This window comes from Pseudoduganella sp. R-32 (assembly GCF_049913245.1).
Lineage (GTDB): Bacteria > Pseudomonadota > Gammaproteobacteria > Burkholderiales > Burkholderiaceae_D > Rugamonas.
The window spans coordinates 216,926-238,508 of sequence record NZ_CP183987.1; the positions used below are offsets into that span (position 1 = coordinate 216,926).

Here is a 21,583-nt window from a genome sequence, read left to right on the forward strand (position 1 = left end):
GATTATTTGATGCGGGTGATATTGGCGCCTACGGCGGACAGCTTCACTTCCATGCGGTCATAGCCGCGGTCCAGGTGGTAGATGCGGTCCACCAGGGTTTCGCCCTTGGCGGCCAGGCCGGCGATCACCAGCGAAGCCGATGCGCGCAGGTCGGTCGCCATCACGGGCGCGCCGATCAGCTGCTCGACGCCGTCGATGTAGGCGGTGTTGCCGTCGATGGAAATCTTCGAGCCGAGGCGGTTCATTTCCTGCACGTGCATGAAGCGGTTCTCGAAGATCGTTTCGGTCACCTTGCTGCTGCCGCTGGCGATCAGGTTCACCGCCATGAACTGCGCCTGCATGTCGGTCGGGAAGCCCGGGTATTCGGTGGTGCGGAAGGAAACCGGCTTTGGACGCTGGTCCATTTTCGCGCGGATCCAGTTGTCGCCCACGGTCAGCTCCACGCCCATCTCGCGCAGCTTGTCCAGCGCCACGTCGAAGATGTCGGTGCGCGTATTGCGGATCGTGATGTCGCCCCCTGCAGCCGCCACCGCGCACAGGAAGGTCGCTGCTTCGATACGGTCGGAGATCACGTCATGCTTGGCGCCGTGCAGTTCCTGCACGCCCTGGATCACCAGGCGGTCGGTGCCGATGCCTTCGATCTTGGCGCCCATGGCCACAAGCAGGTGGGCCAGGTCGGTCACCTCAGGCTCGCGCGCGGCGTTCTCCAGCACGGTCTCGCCTTCGGCCAGGGTGGCCGCCATCAGCAGGTTCTCGGTACCGGTCACGGTGATCATGTCGGTCACGATGCGCGCGCCTTTCAGCTTCTTGCACTTGGCGTAGATATAGCCGCCGTCGATCGTGATCTCGGCGCCCATCGCCTGCAAGCCCTTGATGTGCTGGTCGACAGGGCGCGAACCGATCGCGCAGCCGCCCGGCAGCGACACCTTGGCTTCGCCGAAGCGGGCCAGCAGCGGCCCCAGGACCAGGATCGATGCGCGCATGGTCTTCACCAGCTCATACGGCGCTTCGTACTTGCCGATCTTCGAACCGTTCAGCGTGACCTTCTCGCCGTCCTGCTCAACCGACAGGCCGGTCTGGCGCAGCAGCTTGAGCATGGTCGCCACGTCGTGCAGCAGCGGCACATTGGTCAGTTCCAGGTCGCCCGCGGTCAGCAGGCCCGCGCACAGGATAGGCAGGGCAGCGTTCTTGGCGCCGGAAATCTTGATGTCGCCGACCAGGCGCTTGCCGCCGGTGATGAGCAGTTTGTCCATATTGTTCTTATCCTTGGAATTCTTCTGGGGTCAGGGTTTTCATCGACAGTGCGTGGATCTCTTCGCGCATGCGGTCGCCCAGCGCGGCATACACCAGCTGGTGGCGCTGGATCAGGCGCTTGCCGGCGAAGGCAGGCGACACGATCACGGCCTGGAAGTGCTGGCCGTCGCCTTCCACTTGCAGGTGGGTGCATTCGAGGCCGGCAGCGATGTAGCTGTGGATTGCTTCTGGAGTTGTGGTCACTTTGAATTCCTCAATAAATCAGTGGCGCAAGCGGTAGCCGCTGCGCAGGAGTTTGATAGCGAGCAGCGCCAGCACCACCAGGAAGGCGGAGACGATGGCGACGCTGATCCATGGGTTCACGTCGGACTGCCCGAAGAAGCCGTAGCGGAAGCCGTCGATCATGTAGAAGAACGGGTTCGCGTGCGAGACGGCCAGCCAGAATGGCGGCAGCGAATGGATCGAATAGAACACGCCGGCCAGGAAGGTCAGCGGCACGATCAGGAAATTCTGGAAAGCAGCAAGCTGGTCGAACTTCTCGGCCCAGATGCCGGCGATCAGGCCCATGGTGCCGAGGATGGCAGCACCGAGCAGGGCAAACACCAGGATCCACAGCGGCGCGGTGAAGCTCAGGTGCGCGAACCAGGCGGTAATCGCGAACACGCCAAAGCCCACGGTAATGCCGCGCACCATCGAGGCCAGCACGTAGGCGGAAAAGATCTCCCAGTGCGACAAAGGCGTGAGCAGCACGAACACCAGGTTGCCGGTGATCTTGGACTGGATCAGCGAGGACGAGGAGTTGGCGAATGAATTCTGCAGGACGCTCATCATCACCAGGCCCGGGATCAGGAAGGCGGTATAGGTCACGCCCGGATACACCTCGACGCGGCCCGACAGCACGTGGCCGAAGATCAGCAGGTACAGCATGGCGGTCAGGATCGGCGCGGCGATCGTCTGCGTCGCTACCTTGTAGAAGCGCAGCGTCTCTTTGTAGACCAGGGTGCGGAAACCGGTGGTGATCATACGATGTTCTCGTCCATGATTTGCAGGAAGATGTCTTCCAGGTCGGCCTGCTGCAGCTGCATCTCGTCGATGCTGATGCCGCCCTGGCGCAAGCGGGCCAGGATGCCTTCGACCTCCGCGTAATCGTTGATGCGCAGGCTGTATTTGTTGTCTTCCGGCGGATGGTTCAGCAGCGGCTGCAGGTCTTCCGGCAGGGAGTTGTGCGGCAGGTGCAGCACCAGCTGCGAACCGGAGATGCGGCGAATCAATTGCGACATGGTGTCCAGCGCCACCACCTTGCCCAGCTTGAGCATGGCGACGCGCTTGCACATGGCTTGCGCTTCTTCCAGGTAGTGCGTGGTCAGCACGATCGTGTGGCCTTCGCGATTCAGGCGCGTGATGAACTGCCACAGGGTCTGGCGCAATTCCACGTCGACGCCGGCGGTCGGTTCGTCCAGCACGATGACGGGCGGCTTGTGCACCAGGGCCTGGGCCACCAGCACGCGGCGCTTCATGCCGCCGGACAGCGCGCGCATATTGGTGTCGGCCTTGTTGGCCAGGCCCAGCTCCTCCATCACCTCGTCGATCCACTTGTCGTTGTTGCCCAGGCCGAAGTAGCCGGACTGCAGGCGCAGCGTTTCGCGCACCGTGAAGAAGGGATCGAATACCAGTTCCTGCGGCACCACGCCCAGTTTGCGCCGCGCTGCGCGGAAATCGGACACCACGTCATGGCCGTGGATCTTGACGCTGCCGGCATCGGCGCGGATCAGGCCGGCGATGATGGAGATCAGGGTCGTCTTGCCGGCCCCGTTCGGCCCAAGCAAGCCAAAGAACTCGCCTTCCTCGATTTTCAGGGACACGCCGCCAAGCGCCTGCAGCGCCTTGTAGCGCTTCTGGACGTTGCTGATTTCGATTGCTGTCATGCTTACTTGTATAGATAACTGGGACAACGATGACCGTTGTAAAGGCGCGCGCTCATCAGGCGCGGTAGACGGTCAATTATATTGGAATTTTGGTTCGGGCTCGTTGAACCCGTATTTAGTTACCAGGATTTCCGGTGTCAGGTGCTGACAGGCGAAGCCTGTTGGCCCCTGATACCGCTGTTACTACGCAGGGGGTGAGGCGGGGGTCAATGATGATGCAGGTCGGCGGGCGACACGAGCGTGCACACGCCGTAGAGCTTGGTCAAGCTCTGGAGCTGTTCTGGCAGGTTGCGCAGTTCCAGCTTGATGCCGCTTTGGGCGGCAGCGCGCTGCCATGCCAGCATGACTGACACGGCAGCGGAGTCCACGGCTTCCACTTGGCTCAGGTCGAACACGGTCTGGCCGGCGCGCAGCGCAGCCAAACCATGTGCCAGCGCCTCCGTGGCGTTGGCCACGGTCAGCGACTTCAGCGACAGCTGATTGGAAACAGTGGTATCAGGCATTATTTACCTGCGGTCTTCAGCGGCTTGGAAGCCAGCTTCTTGTTCTTTTCGGACAGGGTCTTGATCAGGCCGTCGATGCCGCCCTTCGAGATTTCCGAAGCGAAAGTGCCTTTGTAGGCTTCCACCAGCCAGGCGCCCAGCACGTTGATGTCATAGATCTTCCAGCCGGCGTCGGTCTTGGCAACGCGGTAGTTCAGCTGGATCGGCTCGCCACGCGCCTGGTTCACCTGGGAACGCACTTCCACTTCAGTGTCGCCTGGGGACGAACGCATAGGCTTGAAATCGACGGTCTGGTCTTTCACCTGGGACAGCGCGCCCGAGTAGGTGAAGATCAGCAGGGTACGGAATTCGGCAGCCAGTTGCTTTTGCTGTTCAGGGGTAGCTTCACGCCAGTAGCGGCCGGCCGCGAGCGAGGTCATGCGCTGGAAGTCGACGTAAGGCAAGATCTTGGTTTCCACCAGGTCCATGACTTTCTTCTGGTTGCCGGCCTGGATGTCCTTGTCGGACTTGGCGGTTTCCAGCACTTCGGAGCTGATGCGCTTGACCAGCGCGTCCGGCGCTTCATTGGCAGGAGCAGGAGCGGCAAATGCGCTGGTAGCGAAAGCTACAGTTGCGACCGCGATCAGTTGTTTGATCAATTTCATTGTTCTTTACCTATGTAGGGTTGTGTTCCGGATCACAGGCTGGGTTTGGTTTCAGCCGGTTCCGCCATTATAGCCTGAGGCTGCTTTGGCGCCTCGTCCTCCACTTCAGGCTGCTTCTGCTTGTCCTTCGGACCGTCTTCGCCATCGTAAACCTGGCTGTTACGGCGCTGCATCCAACCGTCACGGATGAACTCGTAACGGTCGAGGGCGGCATCTTCCAGCAGTGTGGAGGCGTCCAGCAGAGCTGCACGCTGATCCACAACACGGGTAACGGTGCCGATGTTGCGCACGTTGACAGGATCTTTGTATTGCCATGGATCGGCGCTGATATCCACCGGCAGGGCGGCAGTATCGCGCACGGTGGATGGGCCCAGCAGCGGCAGCATCAGGTAGGGGCCGGACGGCACGCCCCAGGAGCCCAGGGTCTGGCCGAAATCTTCTTTATGTTTTTGCAAACCTGCTTCGGAAGCAATATCGAGCACGCCCAGCAGGCCGAAGGTCGAGTTGAAGGCCACGCGCATCAAGTCCGACATGCCATCGCCAACCTTGCCTTGCAACAGGTTGTTGGCGGCGGTCCAGACGTCAGCCAGGTTGCCGAAGAAGTTGCTCACGCCGGTCTGGAAAAAGCCGGGGGTGACGTTCTTGTAGACGGTGGCGGTCGGCTTCAGCGCGTACTCGTCCACCTTGTCGTTGAAGTTGAACACGGCACGGTTATAGCCTTCGAACGGATCGCGCGGGTTTGGACCGGCGCAGCCGCTCAGCGTGCCAACGACGGCCAGGCTCAGGGCAAGTGTACGGAATTTGCTCATTGGGAGTCCTTTCCTTCGGCTGCCTTGCTATAGATGAACTGGTTGATCAGGTCTTCCAGCACGGTTGCGGACTGGGTGCGGGCGATACGGTCGCCAGCCACCAGGTTCTTCTCGTCGCCGCCGGCTTCGATGCCGATATACTGCTCGCCCAGCAGGCCGGCGGTCAGGATCTTGGCCGAGCTGTCTTTAGGGAACTTGAAGCCCTCTTCCATATCCAGCGTCACCACGGCTTTATACACCTTGTCGTCAAAACCGATCGACGCGACACGGCCAACCACCACGCCGGACGCCTTGACGGCAGCCTGCGGGCGCAGCGAGCCGATGTTGTCGAAACGAGCGGTCACCTGGTAGGTCTTGCCCATGGTCATCGAGCCGAGGTTGCCGGCCTTGAGTGCCAGGAACATGAGGGCGGCAGCGCCCATCACAATGAACAGACCAACCCAAACGTCGAGAGATTTACGTTGCATATCGAATCCTATAATCAGCGGTGTCAGGGCCAAACATACAACACGCTGCGCGTGTCGCATGTCAGGAGCTGACCCCGGTTGTTACTTGCTATTTGCTAAACATCAGCGCCGTCAGCATGAAGTCGAGCCACCAGATCATCAGCGAAGAGATGACCACGGTGCGCGTCGTCGCACCGGAAACGTCTTCCGGGGTAGGCTGGGCTTCATAGCCCTGGTACAGCGCGATATAGGTGATGGCTACACCGAACACCACACTTTTCACGAATCCATTGAATACGTCTTTCCACACGTCCACGCCACCCTGCATCTGCGACCAGAACGCCCCTTCGTCGACACCGATCAGCCCAACGCCGATCAGGTAGCCGCCCAGGATACCGACCGCGCTGAACATGCCGGTCAGCAGCGGAACCGAGATCACGCCAGCCCAGAAACGCGGCGCCAGCACGCGCTGGATCGGGTTCACAGCCATCATCTCCATGGCGGACAGCTGTTCGCCCGCCTTCATCAGGCCGATCTCCGCGGTCAGCGACGTACCGGCGCGGCCGGCGAACAGCAGGGCCGTGATGACCGGTCCCAGTTCGCGGGTCAGGCCCAGCGCGACCAGCAAGCCCAGCGATTCGGAAGCGCCGTATTTGTTGAGGGTGTAATAGCCCTGCAGGCCCAGCACCATGCCGACGAACAGGCCGGACAGGATAATGATCAGCAGCGAATAGTTACCGATCACATGAAGCTGCTCGACCAGCAGGCGCGGACGGCGCAGCAGGCCAGGCGACAGCCCCAGCATCGTGAAGAAGGTACGTGCGGAAAGGCCGATGCTTTCCACATAGTCGCGTGCGCCACCACCCACGCTCAGCAGGAAACGGCGCATCATTTGCGTGCTCCCAGGCCCAGGTCTTCGGCCAGCGATTTGCCCGGATAGTGGAATGGCACCGGGCCATCCGCTTCCGCGTGCACGAATTGCTTCACGTAAGGATCAGTCGAAACCATCATGTCTGCCGGAGTGCCGTGGGCAACGATCTTGCCCTGCGACAGGAAATACACATAGTCGGCAATCTGGAACGACTCTTTGACGTCGTGCGAGACCAGGATCGTGGTCGAACCGAGCGCATCGTTCAAGTTGCGGATCAGGTTGGCGGTCACGCCCATCGAGATCGGGTCGAGGCCGGCGAACGGCTCGTCGTACATGATCAATTGAGGGTCGAGCGCGATCGAGCGCGCCAGCGCCACACGGCGCGCCATGCCGCCGGAAATTTCGCCGGGCTTCAGCTTGGCAGCGTTGCGCAGGCCGACCGAATGCAGCTTCATCAGCACCAGGTCGCGGATCAGTTCTTCCGGCAGGTCGGTATGTTCGCGCAGCGGGAAAGCCACGTTTTCATACACGGTCAGGTCGGTGAACAGCGCGCCATGCTGGAACAGCATGCCCATTTTGCGGCGCAGCACGTAGAGTTCCTTGGTCTTCAGCTGGTGAACGACCTGACCCTCCACGCTGACGGTACCTTTTTGCGGGCGGATCTGGCCGCCGACCAAGCGCAGGACAGTGGTTTTGCCGCTGCCGGAGCCACCCATGACAGCTACCACCTTCCCGCGAGGAAAGTCCATATGGAGGCCGGACAGGATGGCCCGTTTTCCATAGCTGAAGTGTAAGTCCCGGATTTCGACTAAATTTGACACGGATGTCGCTCTTTGTTCTTGAGGCCACATTGTAATTCAGAAACGCTTATCTCTGCTTGGCGCGCCGTAGCGGCCCAGGTGGCACAGCTAAAGAGGCAAATTTTACAACACTAATAACCGCAAAGTCAGCAATTTACAAATTGAAACGCTTGTTGATTGGTGTTCAGTGCTGCAAGGCAGCAAATTCCTGCTATTTTAATAACTTTGGCTCATTCATAGGAAAAAAGGCATGAAAATTCGTCGGACGGTCGTTGCGTGCTCCCTGGCGGCTATCTCGGCCCAGGCCTTGGCGGATAGCGACAAGATCGAAGTGGTCACCGTGACTGCGCAAAAGCGCAAGGAAGACCCGAACAAGGTGGCGATGAGTATTTCCGCCATCAGCGGCTCGTCCCTGCTGTCGCAGCAGGTGGACGATTTCACCGACCTGACGCGGGCCGTGCCGAATATTTCCTTCACCGCCGCCACCGGCAATGGCGGCGCCGGTCCGGGAACTTCCAATATCGAAATTCGCGGCATCAGTTCCGCAGCCGGCCAGGCCACCGTCGGCATCTACCTCGGCGACGTGTCGCTCACCGTCGGCAACCTGTACACCATGGGGACGGTGGAGCCGAAGTTCTTCGACATTGACCGCGTCGAAGTGCTGCGCGGTCCGCAAGCCACGCTGTACGGCGCCAGTTCGATGGGCGGCACCATCAAGTTCGTGCCGAACGAACCGGACCTGAAGGAGCGCGAAGTCACGGCCTACGCCGAAGCCTCGTCCACCAAAGGCGGCAGCCCGGGCTATTCCACCAATGTGGTCGGCAACTTCCCGCTCATCGACAACGAACTGGCGCTGCGCATCGGCGCACAAGCCCAGCGCTCCGGTGGTTTCATCGACCAGGTCGACGGCGATGGCAAAGTACTGGCCAGCGATATCAACAAGATCAACGACCAGGAGCTGCGCGTTGCGCTGAAATGGGCGCCGACGCGCGACCTGACCATCACGCCTTCTATTTACTACCAGCGCGTGGACGCCAAGGATATCGCGGCCTTCAACCTGGATCGCCCGCCCTACCAGGCGCAAAAGCAGGTACGCGAGCCATCCATCGACAAGCTGCTGACGCCTAACCTGGCCGTCAACTGGGACTTGGGCGGAGCCGACCTGACCTCGAGCACCAGCTACTTCCAACGCAAATTCGACCGCACCCAGAACGGTTCGGCCTACAACAGTTACTCGCTGTCGACCTTCCTGACCTCGACCGACGATGGCGGCAAGGCCCCGCCCGAACTGATCGAAGCGATTGCAGGCCTGCCGTCGGCTGTGTACCTGAATAACGCAGTGCGCCAGATCTCGCAGGAGTTCCGCCTGGCGTCCAAGCCTTATGCGGCAGGCGGCTCGCCGGTAACCTGGCTGGCTGGCTATTACTTCTCCAACCAGCATACCAACCTGAATGAGAACGACCCGATCTTCGGCGTCAACGACACCTTCACCAGGTTCGGCTTCTCCAGCGCCGATCCGGACTTGCTGCCGGACTCATATCCCGGCGCCTTCCCGAACGATAACTCATTTGCCGGCGAATTCCACTACCGCGAAAAACAGCACTCAATCTTCGGCGAAGTAAATTACTACTTCTCGCCGGCGCTGCATGCCACCATTGGCGCGCGCTACCTGAAGGGCAAGTCCGCGCTTGCCCAGCGCAACAGCCTCTACCTGGCCGGAGCAGGCAACAACAGCACCACCAATCTGTCGTCGCATGCCTTCACTCCGAAATACGCGGTGACCTGGGAAGCTTCGCCTGACCACACCATCTACGGCTCTGTCGCCAAAGGCTTCCGCCTCGGCGGCTCCAATGTATTCGTGCCGCCAACCACCTGCGGTCCGGACCTGGAAGAAAACGGCCTGACTGCAGGCCCGCCAACCTATGCCTCGGACAGCCTGTGGAGCTATGAGGTCGGCAGCAAATCGCGCTTCATGCAAGGCCGCGTCGCCGTCAACGCCGACGTGTTCTACGTGAAGTGGAAGAACATCCAGCAAGGCGTGTACTTGCCGACCTGCGCCTACTCGTACAATGCCAATGCCGGCAACGCCACCAGCAAGGGCTTCGAATTCGACGTCAAGGCCAAGCCGATGGCCGGGCTGACCCTGAGTGCAGCCGGCGGCTACGTAAAGGCTGAACTGTCGAACGACGACGGCATCGCCAACGGCGTAGTCGGCGCAGTCAAAGGCGCGCAAGTGCAGGGCGTGCCGAAGTACAACGGCACCCTCACCGCGCAGTACAACTTCTCGACCGCCGGCGGCCGTAGCGCATTTGTGATGGGCGGAGTGCAGTGGGTCGGTCCTAGCAAAGGCTCGCTCAACCCCGAGCAGACCGACTACGAGCGTCCTTCGTACCACACGGCTAACTTCAGCGCCGGCATTTCGATTGACCGCTATCAATTGACCGCATTCGTGAAGAACGCCTTTGACGAAGACAAGGCAATCCAGCACCCGCAAGTCGCCTCGATCGTTCAGGGCTACCGCCTGGCGCCGCGCAGCATCGGCATGAGCATCGCTGCGAAGTTCTAAAGGAGAGATGGCGCTATGTACAAACGGATCTTGCTGTTATTTTTTCTAGCGGCCCATGCAGCACTTGCATCTGCTGCTAGCGACCGTGAACTGGAAGAGGGCCTGGCGAACGCGCTTCGCCTTAAACCCGGCACAACCGAACGTACCCGAGACTCTGGCAAAGCCATTCAAGCGTATATGCGTGAAGGAGTCGTGAACAAGCGGCCAAACGATCGCTGGGACTATACAGATTACTATCAGGTGAAGAAACCGGCTTCTTTCATGGGACATGACCTCGTCGTCATCGAAGAGGAGTACATGTCGAAGTTTATTGGTTGCTGTGTCAATCCGGGAGCTGGCGTCACGGTCAGGCTCAATGGGAGCCCACACAACCTGGAAAAATTTGCCGAAGCTAACATGTGCTCATTCGATGACAACGTAAGCGTCAAGGAAGGGTTGCGCGGCGTGCGAAACAAGACGGCGCTGCGCAAAGGGCGATACGCAACGTTGAGCTGTCGCGATAACGATACCCGTCGCTAACCTGATAGGGAACCAAAGGTCCCGACGGCCTTCGGAGTCTTTATGGGCCTATGCGGTTTGGTCGGCTGGCACTTTCATCCTACCGCGCTGGTGGCACTGCTCTCCTAAAGCTAACCCATGTTTGAATAGACGTGAACCCAATGCGCGCTATCACGGTTCCAGGAACCGAAGGCTATGCTGAAGATGCCGCGTGGCTGATCCCGCGCTATGAAAGCGTTTCCTTCGTCGATAAATATCGGGCTGTCTCTCATCTAATTCCTGCGGCACCAAGCACAATCCTGGATATCGGTGCCGGAACGGGTGTGGATTCTTCCTGGCTTGCCGAGCTTGGCCACGATGTCGTGGCCATAGAGCCTGTCACCGCATTCCGGGATGCTGGCATCAAGCTTCATCCCTCGCGCCGGATCGAATGGATTGATGACAGCCTTCCAGGATTGGTAAAGATCGCGCAACGCGAAAAGGAATTCGATGCTGTGTTGATTAGCGCGGTTTGGGGCCACCTTGCGCCAGATGAAAGAAGGCTGGCAATGTCCAACATTGTGCCCTTACTCAAATCTGCCGCGGTCCTCGTCATGTCGATCAGGCACGGCCTGGCTCCTGCTAATCGGCGAGTTTTCGAGATCTCTGCCGATGACACTATCGAATTGGCAAAGTCGTTCGGCCTTGAGATGACGCTGATTGCCCGCACGCCGTCAATACAGCCACTTAATTGCCAAGCGGGCGTCACCTGGTCCTGGTTAGCCTTCAAACGAAGTTATGCGCCATAGACCTTCGCCAGGATTGCGACCACCCCCAGCACGACGGTAAATAGCATGCCTGTGAGGATGCGAATTTCGACGCGGACACCGCGAATCTCCGCCCGAACGTCGCGGAAATTCTCCCTGGCCTCCGCCCGAAAGTCGCGAAAGTTCTCTCGTGTATCGTCCCTGAACTGGCTTAACAATTCTGACTGGTTTTCAGTGAAAACTTCGAGCCGCACCACTCGGTTTTCAACGTCACCATTCGGCTTACGCGTGGGGTCGCCATGCATCAGCCGCCTCGCTTTGGTATGCATGCACCGAGTTTACGCTCATGAGGAAGATCGTCAAGCGCACTGGGCTGTGCACTTGACGGGTGTGAAGATCAGTTCACCGTGATCTTGCCGGTGCCTGCATTACTCAAGACCGATGCCTTAACAGCCGACGCGGCCAATGGTGAAACCGGATACGGTACACTCCAGCCGACCTGGTTGCTGAAGCTGCACTTGGTCGACAGGTTGAGCGCTGCGCCGTTCAACAGCGAACCGGCATCCGTGATCGCGCCGGTCTTGCTGGACGAGCCAGGGTTGGTCACGACCTGCGGGCAGCTCGAGGCGCCAGCGATATCAAATGCGTTGTTTTGCGAGATGATCTTGGCCTTGTAGGCGACGCCAATGCTGTAATGGTTCGGATAGACAGCGTGCGAACGCGAGCCCTCGAAGTAGTTGTTATACAGGTGCACCTTGCCGAACCGTACGCGAGGTCCACGTTCCGCCACATTCAGGAAGTGGTTGTTGTGGAAGGTTACGGACAGGTGGCCGTCGTCAGTGGTCTTGCTGTCAGAAGAACCGATCAGGTTGTTCTTCTGGTGCAGTTCGAAGCGGTTGTTCGACACAGTCACGTAGTCTGAGCCGTTCTTCACATCCAGCGCGCCGTCGTGGCATTGCTTGACCTTGCCATTTTCGACTGGCAGCTTGTCGTCAGTGATCGAGCCGTCAGTGAAGACGTTGTGGTCGACCCAGACATTGCGGGAGTTCGAGATGGTGATGCCATCGTATTCCGAGTTCCAGTTGCCGCTGCTGCCATCGTTCGGATCCCAGACCGGGTAGAGCGAGCATGGGTTCTGGATCGTGAGATTGCGCACGATGACGTTCTGCACGCCGTTCAGCACGATGTTGCCGTTCACCAGGCGGGCGTCGTTGCCGACACCGATCAGGGTGGTGTTGCTGCCTGGTTTGATCTGCAGGCGCAGTCCTTCATCGGTGGCGCTGGTGAAGGGGCCGCCATTGTCGGCTGCAGCCATGTTAATGGTGCCCTGCAGTTTGATGATCTTCGGATTGTTGCCCTGCGCTTTCAGGGCAGCGACCAGTTGCGACCCAGTGTTGACCAGGTAGATGGCCGATGCCGGTGCTGCTGCGCCGCCGGTGGTGCCGCCACCTTGACCTGCCCAACCAGTGGAAGGTGCGGCTTCCTTGGTGGCGTTAGCTGCCGGCGCTGGTGCAGGGGTTGGGGTAGGGTCCGGGGTTGGCGTCGGGGTCGGCGTTGGCGTGCTGCTGGACAGGGGACCCACGGCGCACTTCTTGGTCACGCCTGGAGAAGGATCGCTGCCAAACGTGCTGGTAGCGCACAGGATGTCGCCAGCGAGCGTCTTGACGACCCATTTGTCCTTGATGCCATAGGAAACCTGTCGACTGCTGGTGCCGACCTTGCAGGTACCGCCCTGGTCGGCGCATTTGGAATAGCCACTGGGCCAATCGGCCGCGAATGAGCCGGCGGAATAGATCAACATCAGGGCGCCGCAAATGAAGCTTTTCTTCATAGCCTAGATATCTCCGAAAAATTGTTGAGGGAATTGACATGTAGGACAACCTTGTTTAAATAATCCATGTCATCAGACATCCTATAACATTACCGGCAGTTACGCAGAAATATTTCTATTGGACAACTACGAAAGTGTGGCTCCAGCTATACTTTGGAAATGGACAGGCTGCCTCTGACTCTCGTCGCGTTGGCTTTCGCGATCCTTTTTCCGCTCCTCGGCTTTGTTGCCGGCGTGAAGCCGCTTTATGAACACGGAGAGAATTGGTGGCGTTCCCGCACTTCCGTGGCAGTACCGGCCCGGGTCGAATCATTGGAACGGGTCGAGCATCTCAGCAGGAAAAGAATCGCGACGTATCGGGCCAAGGCCTCCTTCCGCTACACTTTCGAAGGCCGCCAATTCGTTGGCGGACAGGCCAGCTTCTATGACACCCCGGAACTTCACGGCGGCTTCCAGGACAAGTTGTACGATGAGTTAAAGAATTCTCAGCAGCGACAATCCCTGGTCGACATCTGGGTAGATCCCAGCCACCCCGAGCGCGCCGTTTTCAACCGTACGCTGGATTGGGAAACAACTGTCTGGAGCCTGCCATTTGCGCTGCTGTTCAACGGCTTCGGGCTGGCAGCCTGGGGCTACATCTTTAATCTGTGGCGTCCCGGGCGCAACAAGACGATGGCTGACCGGCTCCGGGAAGGGCGGCCAATCCTGCTCGAAGGGACAGACGGCACAGCGCTGCTTTTTGTCTTTGCGCTGGCCTGGAACTCCTTTAGCTGGCCTTTCGCCACAATCGCGCTGGAACACATTCGCGCAAACGGCCTTTCGCTGGCGGCGATAGCGTTTCTGTTCCCAATCGCTGGCCTGGGTCTCATTCTGCTCACCTGGCTGCAGTTTCGGAATCAATGGTTTGCTGGACGGCCCGTTCTCGAAATTACCGGCCTTTCGCCGCTGCGTGGGTCCATCCATTTCAGCCCGGCGATCGGGCAGCGGTCGCCGCCACTTGAGCTGATGCATCGTGTCAGCATCAGCCTTCGATTAGTGAAGAGCGTCAGAAGCAGCCAGAATAAGCCGATCAAGATTTGGGAACATTGCTTGCAAGACGGGCCTGTAGCCCGCGGCACCAAAGTCCTGGATTTCGTGGCCGGTCCACCACGCGAGCGCATGGGGGAACAGCTTGAACTCGTGCTTGAGCTGGCGGGCGCGAACTATTCGTTCCATTTGCCACGCAGCCGCTAGCTCCCGCCAAACACCTTCACAACCAATGCCGCAGTGCCAAGTCCCACGGTGACAATCATGCCAATCGTCGCAATTTGAAGACCAATCACCATCCGGAAATCAGCGCGGAGTTCACGAACATCTGTCAGGAGGTGCTCCGCTGTCGCTTCAAGGCGGGCCAGTCGGCTTTCAGTATCGCCCTTCTGCTTGCGGGAGGGTTCGTTCTGCATGGCAGCATCGCTTTGAATGCGTGCTGCCAGTTTACGCTCATGGAAAACTTCGTCAAGCGCACTGGGCTGTGCGCTTGACGTGAGGCGGGATCAGCGCGGCAGGACCGAGGTGCCCATCAGGTACTCGTCGACAGCGCGGGCGCACTGACGGCCTTCACGGATCGCCCACACTACCAGCGACTGGCCACGGCGCATGTCGCCTGCTGCGAACACGCCAGGCTTGCTGGTCTTGTAGCTGTTGTCGCCTTCAGTCGCGGCGCGGGCATTGCCGCGTGCGTCCTTGTCGACACCAAAGGCGTCCAGCACCTGCTGCACCGGCGAGACGAAGCCCATGGCCAGCAGCACCAGGTCGGCCTTCATTTCGAATTCCGAGTTCGGCACTTCGGTCATCTTGCCGTCTTTCCATTCGACGCGGCAGGCGACCAGCTTTTCAACCTTGCCGTTCTTGCCTTCGAGACGCTTGGTGGCGACGGCCCAGTCACGCTCGCAGCCTTCTTCATGCGAAGACGAGGTGCGCAGCTTGGTCGGCCAGTACGGCCATACCAGCGGCTTGTTTTCCTGCTCCGGCGGCATCGGCATCAGTTCGAACTGGGTGACGCTGGCAGCACCGTGGCGGTTCGAGGTGCCAACGCAGTCGGAACCGGTATCGCCGCCGCCGATCACGATCACGTGCTTGCCGGTGGCCTTGATCTGGTCCTTGATCTTGTCGCCCGCGTTGACCTTGTTCTGCTGCGGCAGGAAGTCCATCGCGAAGTGGACGCCTTTCAGTTCACGGCCCGGCACCGGCAGGTCACGCGGCTGCTCGGCGCCGCCCGCCATCACCACGGCGTCGAAATCTTTTTCCAGGTCTTCCGGGAAGATGGTTTCCTTGGAGCCGTTGGCAACGGTGGCCGGGAAGTCCTTGCCGATCAGGACGGAGGTGCGGAACTTCACGCCTTCTGCTTCCATCTGCTCGACACGGCGGTCGATGTGGTGCTTCTCCATCTTGAAGTCAGGGATGCCGTAGCGCAGAAGGCCGCCGATGCGGTCGGCCTTCTCGAACACGGTCACGTCATGGCCGGCGCGCGCCAGCTGCTGCGCAGCGGCCAGGCCTGCAGGACCGGAACCGACCACGGCAACCTTCTTGCCGGTCTTGACTTCGGCCGGCTGCGGCACGACCCAGCCGTGCTCCCAGCCTTCATCGATGATCTTGTGTTCAATCGACTTGATGCCGACCGGCAGCTCGTGGATGCCCAAGGTACAGGCGCTCTCGCAAGGCGCCGGGCAGATGCGGCCCGTGAACTCGGGGAAGTTGTTGGTCGAGTGCAGCACGTTCAGCGCTTCGCGGTAGTGGCCGCGATAGACCAGGTCATTCCAGTCCGGGATGATGTTGTTGACCGGGCAGCCCGAGTTACAGAACGGGATGCCGCAGTCCATGCAGCGCGCGCCCTGTACCTTGGCCTGGTCGTTGGTCAGGTGAATGACGAATTCTTTGTAGTTCTTGAGGCGAGCCTCGGGTGCCAGGTAGCTTTCTTCCTGGCGCTGGAATTCCATGAAACCGGTGATCTTACCCATTTTTCTGATCCTCTCTTACGCAGCGATTGCTTGAGTTTCCGCTTCGATCGCGGCGTTGTCTGCCATTTCCACCAGGGCGCGTTTGTACTCGCTCGGGAACACCTTGACGAACTTGGAACGGCTCTCGTTCCAGTTGTCGAGCAACAGGCGCGCGCGCGTGCTGCCGGTGTGTTTGAAGTGGCGCTCAATCAAGCGTTTGAGGATGATTTCATCGGCCTCCGGTTCGCCATTGCGATGCTGGCTATGCCAGGTGGCTTTGTCGACCAGCTGGTCGGCGGCCGCCTTCACTTCTTCCAGGCTCACCATGGACATATTGCACTTGCTGTGGAATTCGCCGTCCGGGTCGTACACGTAGGCGATACCGCCCGACATGCCCGCCGCGAAGTTGCGGCCGGTGGCGCCCAGCACGACCACGGTACCGCCGGTCATGTATTCGCAACCGTGGTCGCCCAGGCCTTCCACGATCGCGGTGGCGCCGGAGTTACGCACAGCGAAACGCTCGCCAGCCACGCCGTTGATGAAGGCTTCGCCGGCAACTGCACCGTACATGACGGTGTTGCCAACGATGATGTTGTTCACGGCCCAGCCGCGGAACTCGGTGTTCGGGCGCACGATGATGCGGCCGCCCGACAGGCCCTTGCCCACGTAGTCGTTGCCTTCGCCCACCAGGTCGATGGTGATGCCCGCTGCCAGGAAGGCCGCAGCCGACTGGCCTGCGGTGCCTTGCAGCTGGATGTGGATGGTGTCGTCCGGCAGGCCGGCGTGGCCGTATTTCAGGGCCACTTCGCCCGACAGCATGGTACCGACGGTGCGGTTGACGTTCTTCACCGGCGAGATGAAGGACACGCGCTCGCCCTTTTCCAGCGCAGGCTTGGCTTGTGCGATCAGCTTCAGGTCCAGTGCCTTGTCCAGGCCGTGGTCCTGCTCTTCGGTGTGGTAAATCAGCTTGCCGTCGTCCACTTTCGGCTGGTAGAACACATTGGTGAAGTCCAGGCCCTGTGCCTTCCAGTGGGTGATGGCTTTCGACTTGTCCAGCAGGTCGGCGCGGCCGATCAGTTCGTCGAAGGTGCGGATGCCCAGTTGTGCCATCAGCTGGCGCGCTTCCTCGGCGACGAAGAAGAAGTAGTTCACCACGTGCTCAGGCTTGCCCTGGAACTTCTTGCGCAGCTCAGGATCCTGGGTCGCAACGCCGACCGGGCAGGTGTTCAGGTGGCACTTGCGCATCATGATGCAACCTTCCACCACCAGCGGTGCGGTGGCGAAACCGACTTCGTCGGCGCCCAGCAGGGCAGCGATCACCACGTCGCGGCCGGTACGCATCTGGCCGTCGGCCTGGACGCGCACACGGCTGCGCAGGCCGTTCAGCACCAAGGTCTGCTGGGTTTCGGACAGGCCCAGCTCCCATGGCGTACCGGCATGCTTGACGGAGGACAGCGGCGATGCGCCGGTGCCACCGTCGTGGCCGGCCACCACGATGTGGTCGGCCTTGGCTTTCGATACGCCGGCAGCGACGGTACCGATACCGACTTCCGACACCAGCTTGACCGAGATCGAAGCGCGCGGGTTGGCGTTCTTCAGGTCGTGGATCAGCTGCGCCAGGTCTTCGATCGAGTAGATGTCGTGGTGCGGCGGCGGCGAGATCAGGCCCACGCCCGGTACCGAGAAGCGCAGCTGCGCAATGTACTCGGACACCTTGTGGCCCGGCAGCTGGCCGCCTTCGCCCGGCTTGGCGCCCTGCGCCATCTTGATCTGGATCTGGTCGGCGGAGTTCAGGTACTCCGCGGTCACGCCGAAGCGGCCGGATGCCACCTGCTTGATGCGCGAACGCAGCGAGTCGCCTTCCTGCAGCGGAATATCGGATTCAACCTGGTCCTTGCCCAGCTCGGAAGCCAGCGTCGCACCGACCTTGATCGGGATGCCTCTCAGCTCATTGCTGTAACGGCGTGGATCTTCGCCGCCTTCACCGGTGTTGGATTTGCCGCCGATACGATTCATGGCGATGGCCAGGGTGGCGTGGGCTTCGGTCGAGATCGAGCCCAGCGACATCGCACCGGTAGCGAAACGCTTGACGATTTCCTTGGCCGGTTCCACTTCGTCCAGCGGGATTGCCTTGGTCGGATCGATCTTGAATTCGAACAGGCCGCGCAGGGTCAGGTGGCGCTTGCTCTGGTCGTTGATCAGCTGTGCATACTCTTTATAGGTCGAGTAGTTGTTGGAGCGGGTCGAGTGCTGCAGCTTGGCGATGGCGTCCGGCGTCCACAGGTGGTCTTCGCCGCGCACGCGGTACGCGTATTCGCCGCCTGCATCCAGCGCGTCCGCCAGCACCGGGTCATTGCCGAAGGCCAGCTTGTGCAGGCGCAGGCCTTCCTCGGCCACTTCGAACAGGCCGATGCCTTCCACGTTCGACTGGGTGCCGCGGAAGTACTTGTCGACCAGCTGGCGGTTCAGGCCAACGGCTTCGAAGATCTGGGCGCCGCAGTAGGACATGTAGGTCGAGATGCCCATCTTCGACATCACCTTCATCAGGCCTTTGCCGACTGCCTTGGTGTAGTTGTAGATGGCGGTTTCCGGAGTCAGGTCGCCCGGCAGCGAGTGCGCCAGTTCGGCCAGCGATTCCATCGCCAGGTAAGGGTGGACTGCTTCCGCGCCGTAGCCGGCCAGCAGGGCGAAGTGGTGGGTTTCGCGGGCGGAGCCGGTTTCCACCACCAGGCCGGTGGAGGCGCGCAGGCCCTTGCTCACCAGGTGCAGGTGGATGGTCGACGTTGCCAGCAGGGCCGGGATCGCCACGCGGTCCGGACCGACGGTGCGGTCGGAAATGATCAGGATGTTGTGGCCGGACTTCACCGCGTCCACGGCTTCCGCGCACAGCGATGCCAGCGAAGCTTCCACGCCTTCCTTGCCCCAGGCCAGCGGGTAGCAGATGCTCAGCTCATAGGACTTGAACTTGCCGCCGGTGTGCTGGCTGATGGTCCGCAGGCGCGCGATGTCGTCGAAGCCCAGCACCGGCTGCGACACTTCAAGGCGCATCGGCGGGTTGACGTTGTTGGTATCCAGCAGGTTCGGTTTCGGGCCGATGAAGGACACCAGCGACATCACCATCGCTTCGCGGATCGGGTCGATCGGCGGGTTGGTTACCTGCGCGAACAGTTGCTTGAAGTAGTTGTACAGCGGCTTCAGCTTGTTGGAAGTGACGGCCAGCGGCGAGTCGTTGCCCATCGAGCCGACAGCTTCTTCGCCGTTAATTGCCATTGGCGCCAGGATGAAGCGCATGTCTTCCTGGGTATAGCCGAACACCTGCTGGCGGTCCAGCAGCGATGCGGACTGCTTCTCGCCGGCAGCCGGACCGTACTTGGCCACGTTGGCAGCGGTCTGGCTTTCGCTCATTTTGAGCTCGCCCAGCTTGATACGCACCGCGTTGATCCATGCCTTGTATGGCTTGGCGTTGGCGTAGGTGTCTTTCAGTTCCTTGTCGTCGATGATGCGGCCGGCTTCCAGGTCGATCAGGAACATCTTGCCCGGCTGCAGGCGCCATTTCTGGATGATCTTCGATTCCGGGATCGGCAGCACGCCCGATTCGGACGCCATCACCACCAGGTCGTCGTCGGTCACGATGTAGCGGGCAGGACGCAGGCCATTGCGGTCCAGCGTGCCGCCGATGTAGCGGCCGTCGGTGAAGGCCATGGCGGCCGGGCCGTCCCATGGTTCCATCATCGATGCGTAGTATTCGTAGAAGGCCTTGCGGTTGTCGTCCATCAGCGTGTGGTTTTCCCACGCTTCAGGAATCATCATCATCATCGCCTGCGCCAGCGGATAGCCCGCCATCAGCAGCAGTTCCAGCGCATTGTCGAAGCAGGCGGTGTCAGACTGGCCTTCATAGATCAGCGGGAACAGCTTCTGCAGGTCGTCGCCCAGCACGGCGGACTTCATCACGCCTTCGCGGGCGCGCATCCAGTTGAAGTTGCCCTTCACGGTGTTGATCTCGCCATTGTGCGCGATCAGGCGGTATGGGTGGGCCAGCGGCCACTCAGGGAAGGTGTTGGTCGAGAAACGCTGGTGCACCAGCGCCAGCGCGGAGATGCAGCGCGGATCCTGCAGGTCCTTGTAGTACACGCCCACCTGGTCGGCCAGCAGCAGGCCCTTGTACACGACGGTACGTGCCGACATGGACGGCACGAAGAATTCCTTGCCGTGGATCAGTTTCAGCGCCTGGATCGCGTGGCCCGACGATTTGCGGATGACGTACAGCTTGCGCTCCAGCGCGTCGGTCACCATCACGTCCTGGCCGCGGCCGATGAAGATCTGGCGGATGACCGGCTCTTTTTCGCGGACGCGGGGCGACATCGGCATCTCCGAGTCGATCGGCACGTTACGCCAGCCCAGTACGACCTGGCCTTCGATACGCACAGCGCGTTCAATTTCCTGTTCGCAAGCGATGCGGGAAGCATTTTCCTTCGGCAGAAACACCATGCCGACGCCGTATTCGCCTGGCGGCGGCAGTTCGACACCCTGCTTGGCCATTTCGTCGCGGTAGAACTGGTCCGGAATCTGGATCAGGATGCCGGCGCCGTCGCCCATCAGCTTGTCCGCGCCGACCGCACCCCTGTGGTCCAGGTTCTTCAGGATCAGCAGACCCTGTTCGACGATCGAGTGGCTCTTGTTGCCTTTGATGTGGGCGACGAAACCGACGCCACAGGCGTCATGTTCGTTGGCTGGGTTGTACAAACCTTGCGCTTGCATGCGATTCTCCGCTGAATTTTTGGTCACGAAAATCCAGAGTAATGCAGTGCACAAAAACGCGCAAGAAAAACAAATAGGGTCGGAGTCGAATTAAATCGGCGACAGTCGCGCGGGAATTTAATTGGGGACAGAGTGCCAGCCAAAACCGGGAAACCAGTGTCTGACCCATAGGGCCAGGCACTTTCGGCCCGCGTCCGCCGCGTCTTAAAGGATCTGACCCTGCGGGTCAGACCCTGGTTTACCGGTTTTGGCTGGCCGCCCCCGCTTAGCCGGCAGCACCTGCCGCTTCATGCGCCGCTCCAGTTCAGCCTTCCATTTGTCGCTGCCCAAAGGCCAGCCTTTCAGCGCCGCGCTCTCGATTGCCCGCTGGTCCACTCCAGCCAGCCCCTGCGCCGCCAGTTCTATATAGGCCGCCTCGCGCTGGAACGGCGTATTGCCCAGCGCCCAGTAGATCGGATGATCGTTCACCGCCCCATCCTGGCGAATCCCCGCATGGTGTGGATAGCTCGACCACTGGTAATGCTCCGGCCCTTCGGCCAGTCGCGCTCGGACCGCAGCGAATTCAATGTATTTAGAGCAAGAAATGAAGTAGCGCTCCGCCTCGATGACCGAGGTTTTATAGCGCCCCTGCCACAGAGTGCCGGCCCGGGAGTATTTCTGGTTGAAATAAGGGACATAGTGCCGCCCGATCCATTGCATCATGCCACCCAGGCCTTCCTCGTCGCTGGGAGAGGCTAGCAGGTGCAATTCGCCCGGCAAAAGGGTGTAGGCATGCACCGCCACCTTGTATTGGCGGGCGGCGGCGCGCATCCACGCGATGAAACTGCTGAAATCTTCAGCATCCAGGAACACTTCCTGGCCATTCAGGCCACGCTGGATGATGTAATGCGGCTGGTTGGGAACGACGAGACGAGGCAGACGGGCCATGAAAACAAAAAGGGTAGGATCGGGAAACCC

At 60.4% G+C, this 21,583-nt stretch carries 20 protein-coding genes; 4 read left to right on the forward strand and 16 right to left on the reverse strand.

Annotation, left to right across the window (positions count from 1 at the left end):
• Positions 1 to 2: 2 nt before the first annotated feature.
• The 10 genes from murA to ACN9MU_RS00995 form a co-directional block, all read right to left on the reverse strand.
• Positions 3 to 1,253 carry a UDP-N-acetylglucosamine 1-carboxyvinyltransferase gene (gene murA / locus ACN9MU_RS00950; RefSeq protein WP_426336731.1) on the reverse strand — a complete coding sequence of 417 codons (1,251 nt, stop codon included), beginning with the start codon at positions 1,251 to 1,253 and terminating at the stop codon, positions 3 to 5.
• Positions 1,254 to 1,260: 7 nt separating this feature from the next.
• Complete coding sequence (locus ACN9MU_RS00955) at positions 1,261 to 1,497, reverse strand: BolA family protein (RefSeq protein ID WP_055938984.1); 237 nt, start codon at positions 1,495 to 1,497, stop codon at positions 1,261 to 1,263.
• Between the two features lie 18 nt (positions 1,498 to 1,515).
• A complete protein-coding gene (locus tag ACN9MU_RS00960; protein WP_155455822.1) occupies positions 1,516 to 2,277 on the reverse strand; it encodes an ABC transporter permease in 762 nt (253 codons plus the stop codon).
• Entirely contained in the window at positions 2,274 to 3,179 is a 906-nt protein-coding gene (locus ACN9MU_RS00965) for an ABC transporter ATP-binding protein (RefSeq protein ID WP_426166625.1), read from the reverse strand. Before ACN9MU_RS00965 ends, ACN9MU_RS00960 begins: the two co-directional genes overlap by 4 nt.
• Before the next feature lie 206 nt (positions 3,180 to 3,385).
• Positions 3,386 to 3,682 (reverse strand): STAS domain-containing protein, encoded by a 297-nt coding sequence (locus ACN9MU_RS00970; RefSeq protein WP_426166627.1) that lies wholly within the window; start codon positions 3,680 to 3,682, stop codon positions 3,386 to 3,388.
• Positions 3,682 to 4,326 carry an MlaC/ttg2D family ABC transporter substrate-binding protein gene (locus ACN9MU_RS00975; protein WP_426166629.1) on the reverse strand — a complete coding sequence of 215 codons (645 nt, stop codon included), beginning with the start codon at positions 4,324 to 4,326 and terminating at the stop codon, positions 3,682 to 3,684. Before ACN9MU_RS00975 ends, ACN9MU_RS00970 begins: the two co-directional genes overlap by 1 nt.
• A gap of 32 nt (positions 4,327 to 4,358) precedes the next feature.
• Entirely contained in the window at positions 4,359 to 5,135 is a 777-nt protein-coding gene (locus tag ACN9MU_RS00980; protein WP_426343993.1) for an MlaA family lipoprotein, read from the reverse strand.
• Positions 5,132 to 5,602, reverse strand: coding sequence for an outer membrane lipid asymmetry maintenance protein MlaD (gene mlaD, locus ACN9MU_RS00985; RefSeq protein WP_426166633.1), 471 nt, complete (start codon positions 5,600 to 5,602; stop codon positions 5,132 to 5,134). Before mlaD ends, ACN9MU_RS00980 begins: the two co-directional genes overlap by 4 nt.
• Before the next feature lie 88 nt (positions 5,603 to 5,690).
• The gene (mlaE, locus tag ACN9MU_RS00990) at positions 5,691 to 6,473 is read right to left on the reverse strand and encodes a lipid asymmetry maintenance ABC transporter permease subunit MlaE (protein ID WP_090435822.1); all 783 of its coding nucleotides are present in this window, start codon (positions 6,471 to 6,473) and stop codon (positions 5,691 to 5,693) included.
• Entirely contained in the window at positions 6,470 to 7,273 is an 804-nt protein-coding gene (locus tag ACN9MU_RS00995) for an ABC transporter ATP-binding protein (RefSeq protein WP_426166635.1), read from the reverse strand. The genes mlaE and ACN9MU_RS00995 overlap by 4 nt, the downstream gene beginning before the upstream one ends.
• A 229-nt stretch (positions 7,274 to 7,502) precedes the next feature.
• Between ACN9MU_RS00995 and ACN9MU_RS01000 the strand changes: the two genes are divergently transcribed.
• The 3 genes from ACN9MU_RS01000 to ACN9MU_RS01010 all read left to right on the forward strand — a co-directional run bounded on the left by ACN9MU_RS01000 (position 7,503) and on the right by ACN9MU_RS01010 (position 11,104).
• Positions 7,503 to 9,818 (forward strand): TonB-dependent receptor, encoded by a 2,316-nt coding sequence (locus ACN9MU_RS01000; RefSeq protein ID WP_426166637.1) that lies wholly within the window; start codon positions 7,503 to 7,505, stop codon positions 9,816 to 9,818.
• A 15-nt stretch (positions 9,819 to 9,833) separates the two neighbouring features.
• A complete protein-coding gene (locus ACN9MU_RS01005) occupies positions 9,834 to 10,337 on the forward strand; it encodes a hypothetical protein (protein WP_426166639.1) in 504 nt (167 codons plus the stop codon).
• Positions 10,338 to 10,477: 140 nt separating this feature from the next.
• Positions 10,478 to 11,104 (forward strand): class I SAM-dependent methyltransferase, encoded by a 627-nt coding sequence (locus ACN9MU_RS01010; protein WP_426343994.1) that lies wholly within the window; start codon positions 10,478 to 10,480, stop codon positions 11,102 to 11,104.
• On the opposite strand, the gene ACN9MU_RS01015 is transcribed toward ACN9MU_RS01010, so the two are convergent.
• Entirely contained in the window at positions 11,092 to 11,391 is a 300-nt protein-coding gene (locus ACN9MU_RS01015) for a hypothetical protein (RefSeq protein ID WP_426343995.1), read from the reverse strand. The genes ACN9MU_RS01010 and ACN9MU_RS01015 overlap by 13 nt on opposite strands.
• A gap of 68 nt (positions 11,392 to 11,459) precedes the next feature.
• Positions 11,460 to 12,893: a pectate lyase family protein gene (locus ACN9MU_RS01020; protein ID WP_426343996.1), complete on the reverse strand. Its 1,434-nt coding sequence runs from the start codon at positions 12,891 to 12,893 to the stop codon at positions 11,460 to 11,462.
• A gap of 159 nt (positions 12,894 to 13,052) precedes the next feature.
• Between ACN9MU_RS01020 and ACN9MU_RS01025 the strand changes: the two genes are divergently transcribed.
• Complete coding sequence (locus ACN9MU_RS01025; RefSeq protein WP_426343997.1) at positions 13,053 to 14,126, forward strand: DUF3592 domain-containing protein; 1,074 nt, start codon at positions 13,053 to 13,055, stop codon at positions 14,124 to 14,126.
• On the opposite strand, the gene ACN9MU_RS01030 is transcribed toward ACN9MU_RS01025, so the two are convergent.
• From ACN9MU_RS01030 to ACN9MU_RS01045, 4 genes are all read right to left on the reverse strand, one after another.
• Complete coding sequence (locus ACN9MU_RS01030) at positions 14,123 to 14,335, reverse strand: hypothetical protein (protein ID WP_426336735.1); 213 nt, start codon at positions 14,333 to 14,335, stop codon at positions 14,123 to 14,125. The two genes, ACN9MU_RS01025 and ACN9MU_RS01030, sit on opposite strands and share 4 nt — an antisense overlap.
• Positions 14,336 to 14,425: 90 nt before the next feature.
• Positions 14,426 to 15,889 carry a glutamate synthase subunit beta gene (locus tag ACN9MU_RS01035; RefSeq protein ID WP_426166651.1) on the reverse strand — a complete coding sequence of 488 codons (1,464 nt, stop codon included), beginning with the start codon at positions 15,887 to 15,889 and terminating at the stop codon, positions 14,426 to 14,428.
• A gap of 15 nt (positions 15,890 to 15,904) precedes the next feature.
• Positions 15,905 to 20,626, reverse strand: a complete 4,722-nt coding sequence (locus ACN9MU_RS01040) for a glutamate synthase-related protein (RefSeq protein WP_426319971.1) — start codon at positions 20,624 to 20,626, stop codon at positions 15,905 to 15,907.
• A gap of 204 nt (positions 20,627 to 20,830) precedes the next feature.
• Positions 20,831 to 21,553, reverse strand: a complete 723-nt coding sequence (locus tag ACN9MU_RS01045) for a transposase (RefSeq protein WP_426319973.1) — start codon at positions 21,551 to 21,553, stop codon at positions 20,831 to 20,833.
• Positions 21,554 to 21,583 lie beyond the last annotated feature (30 nt).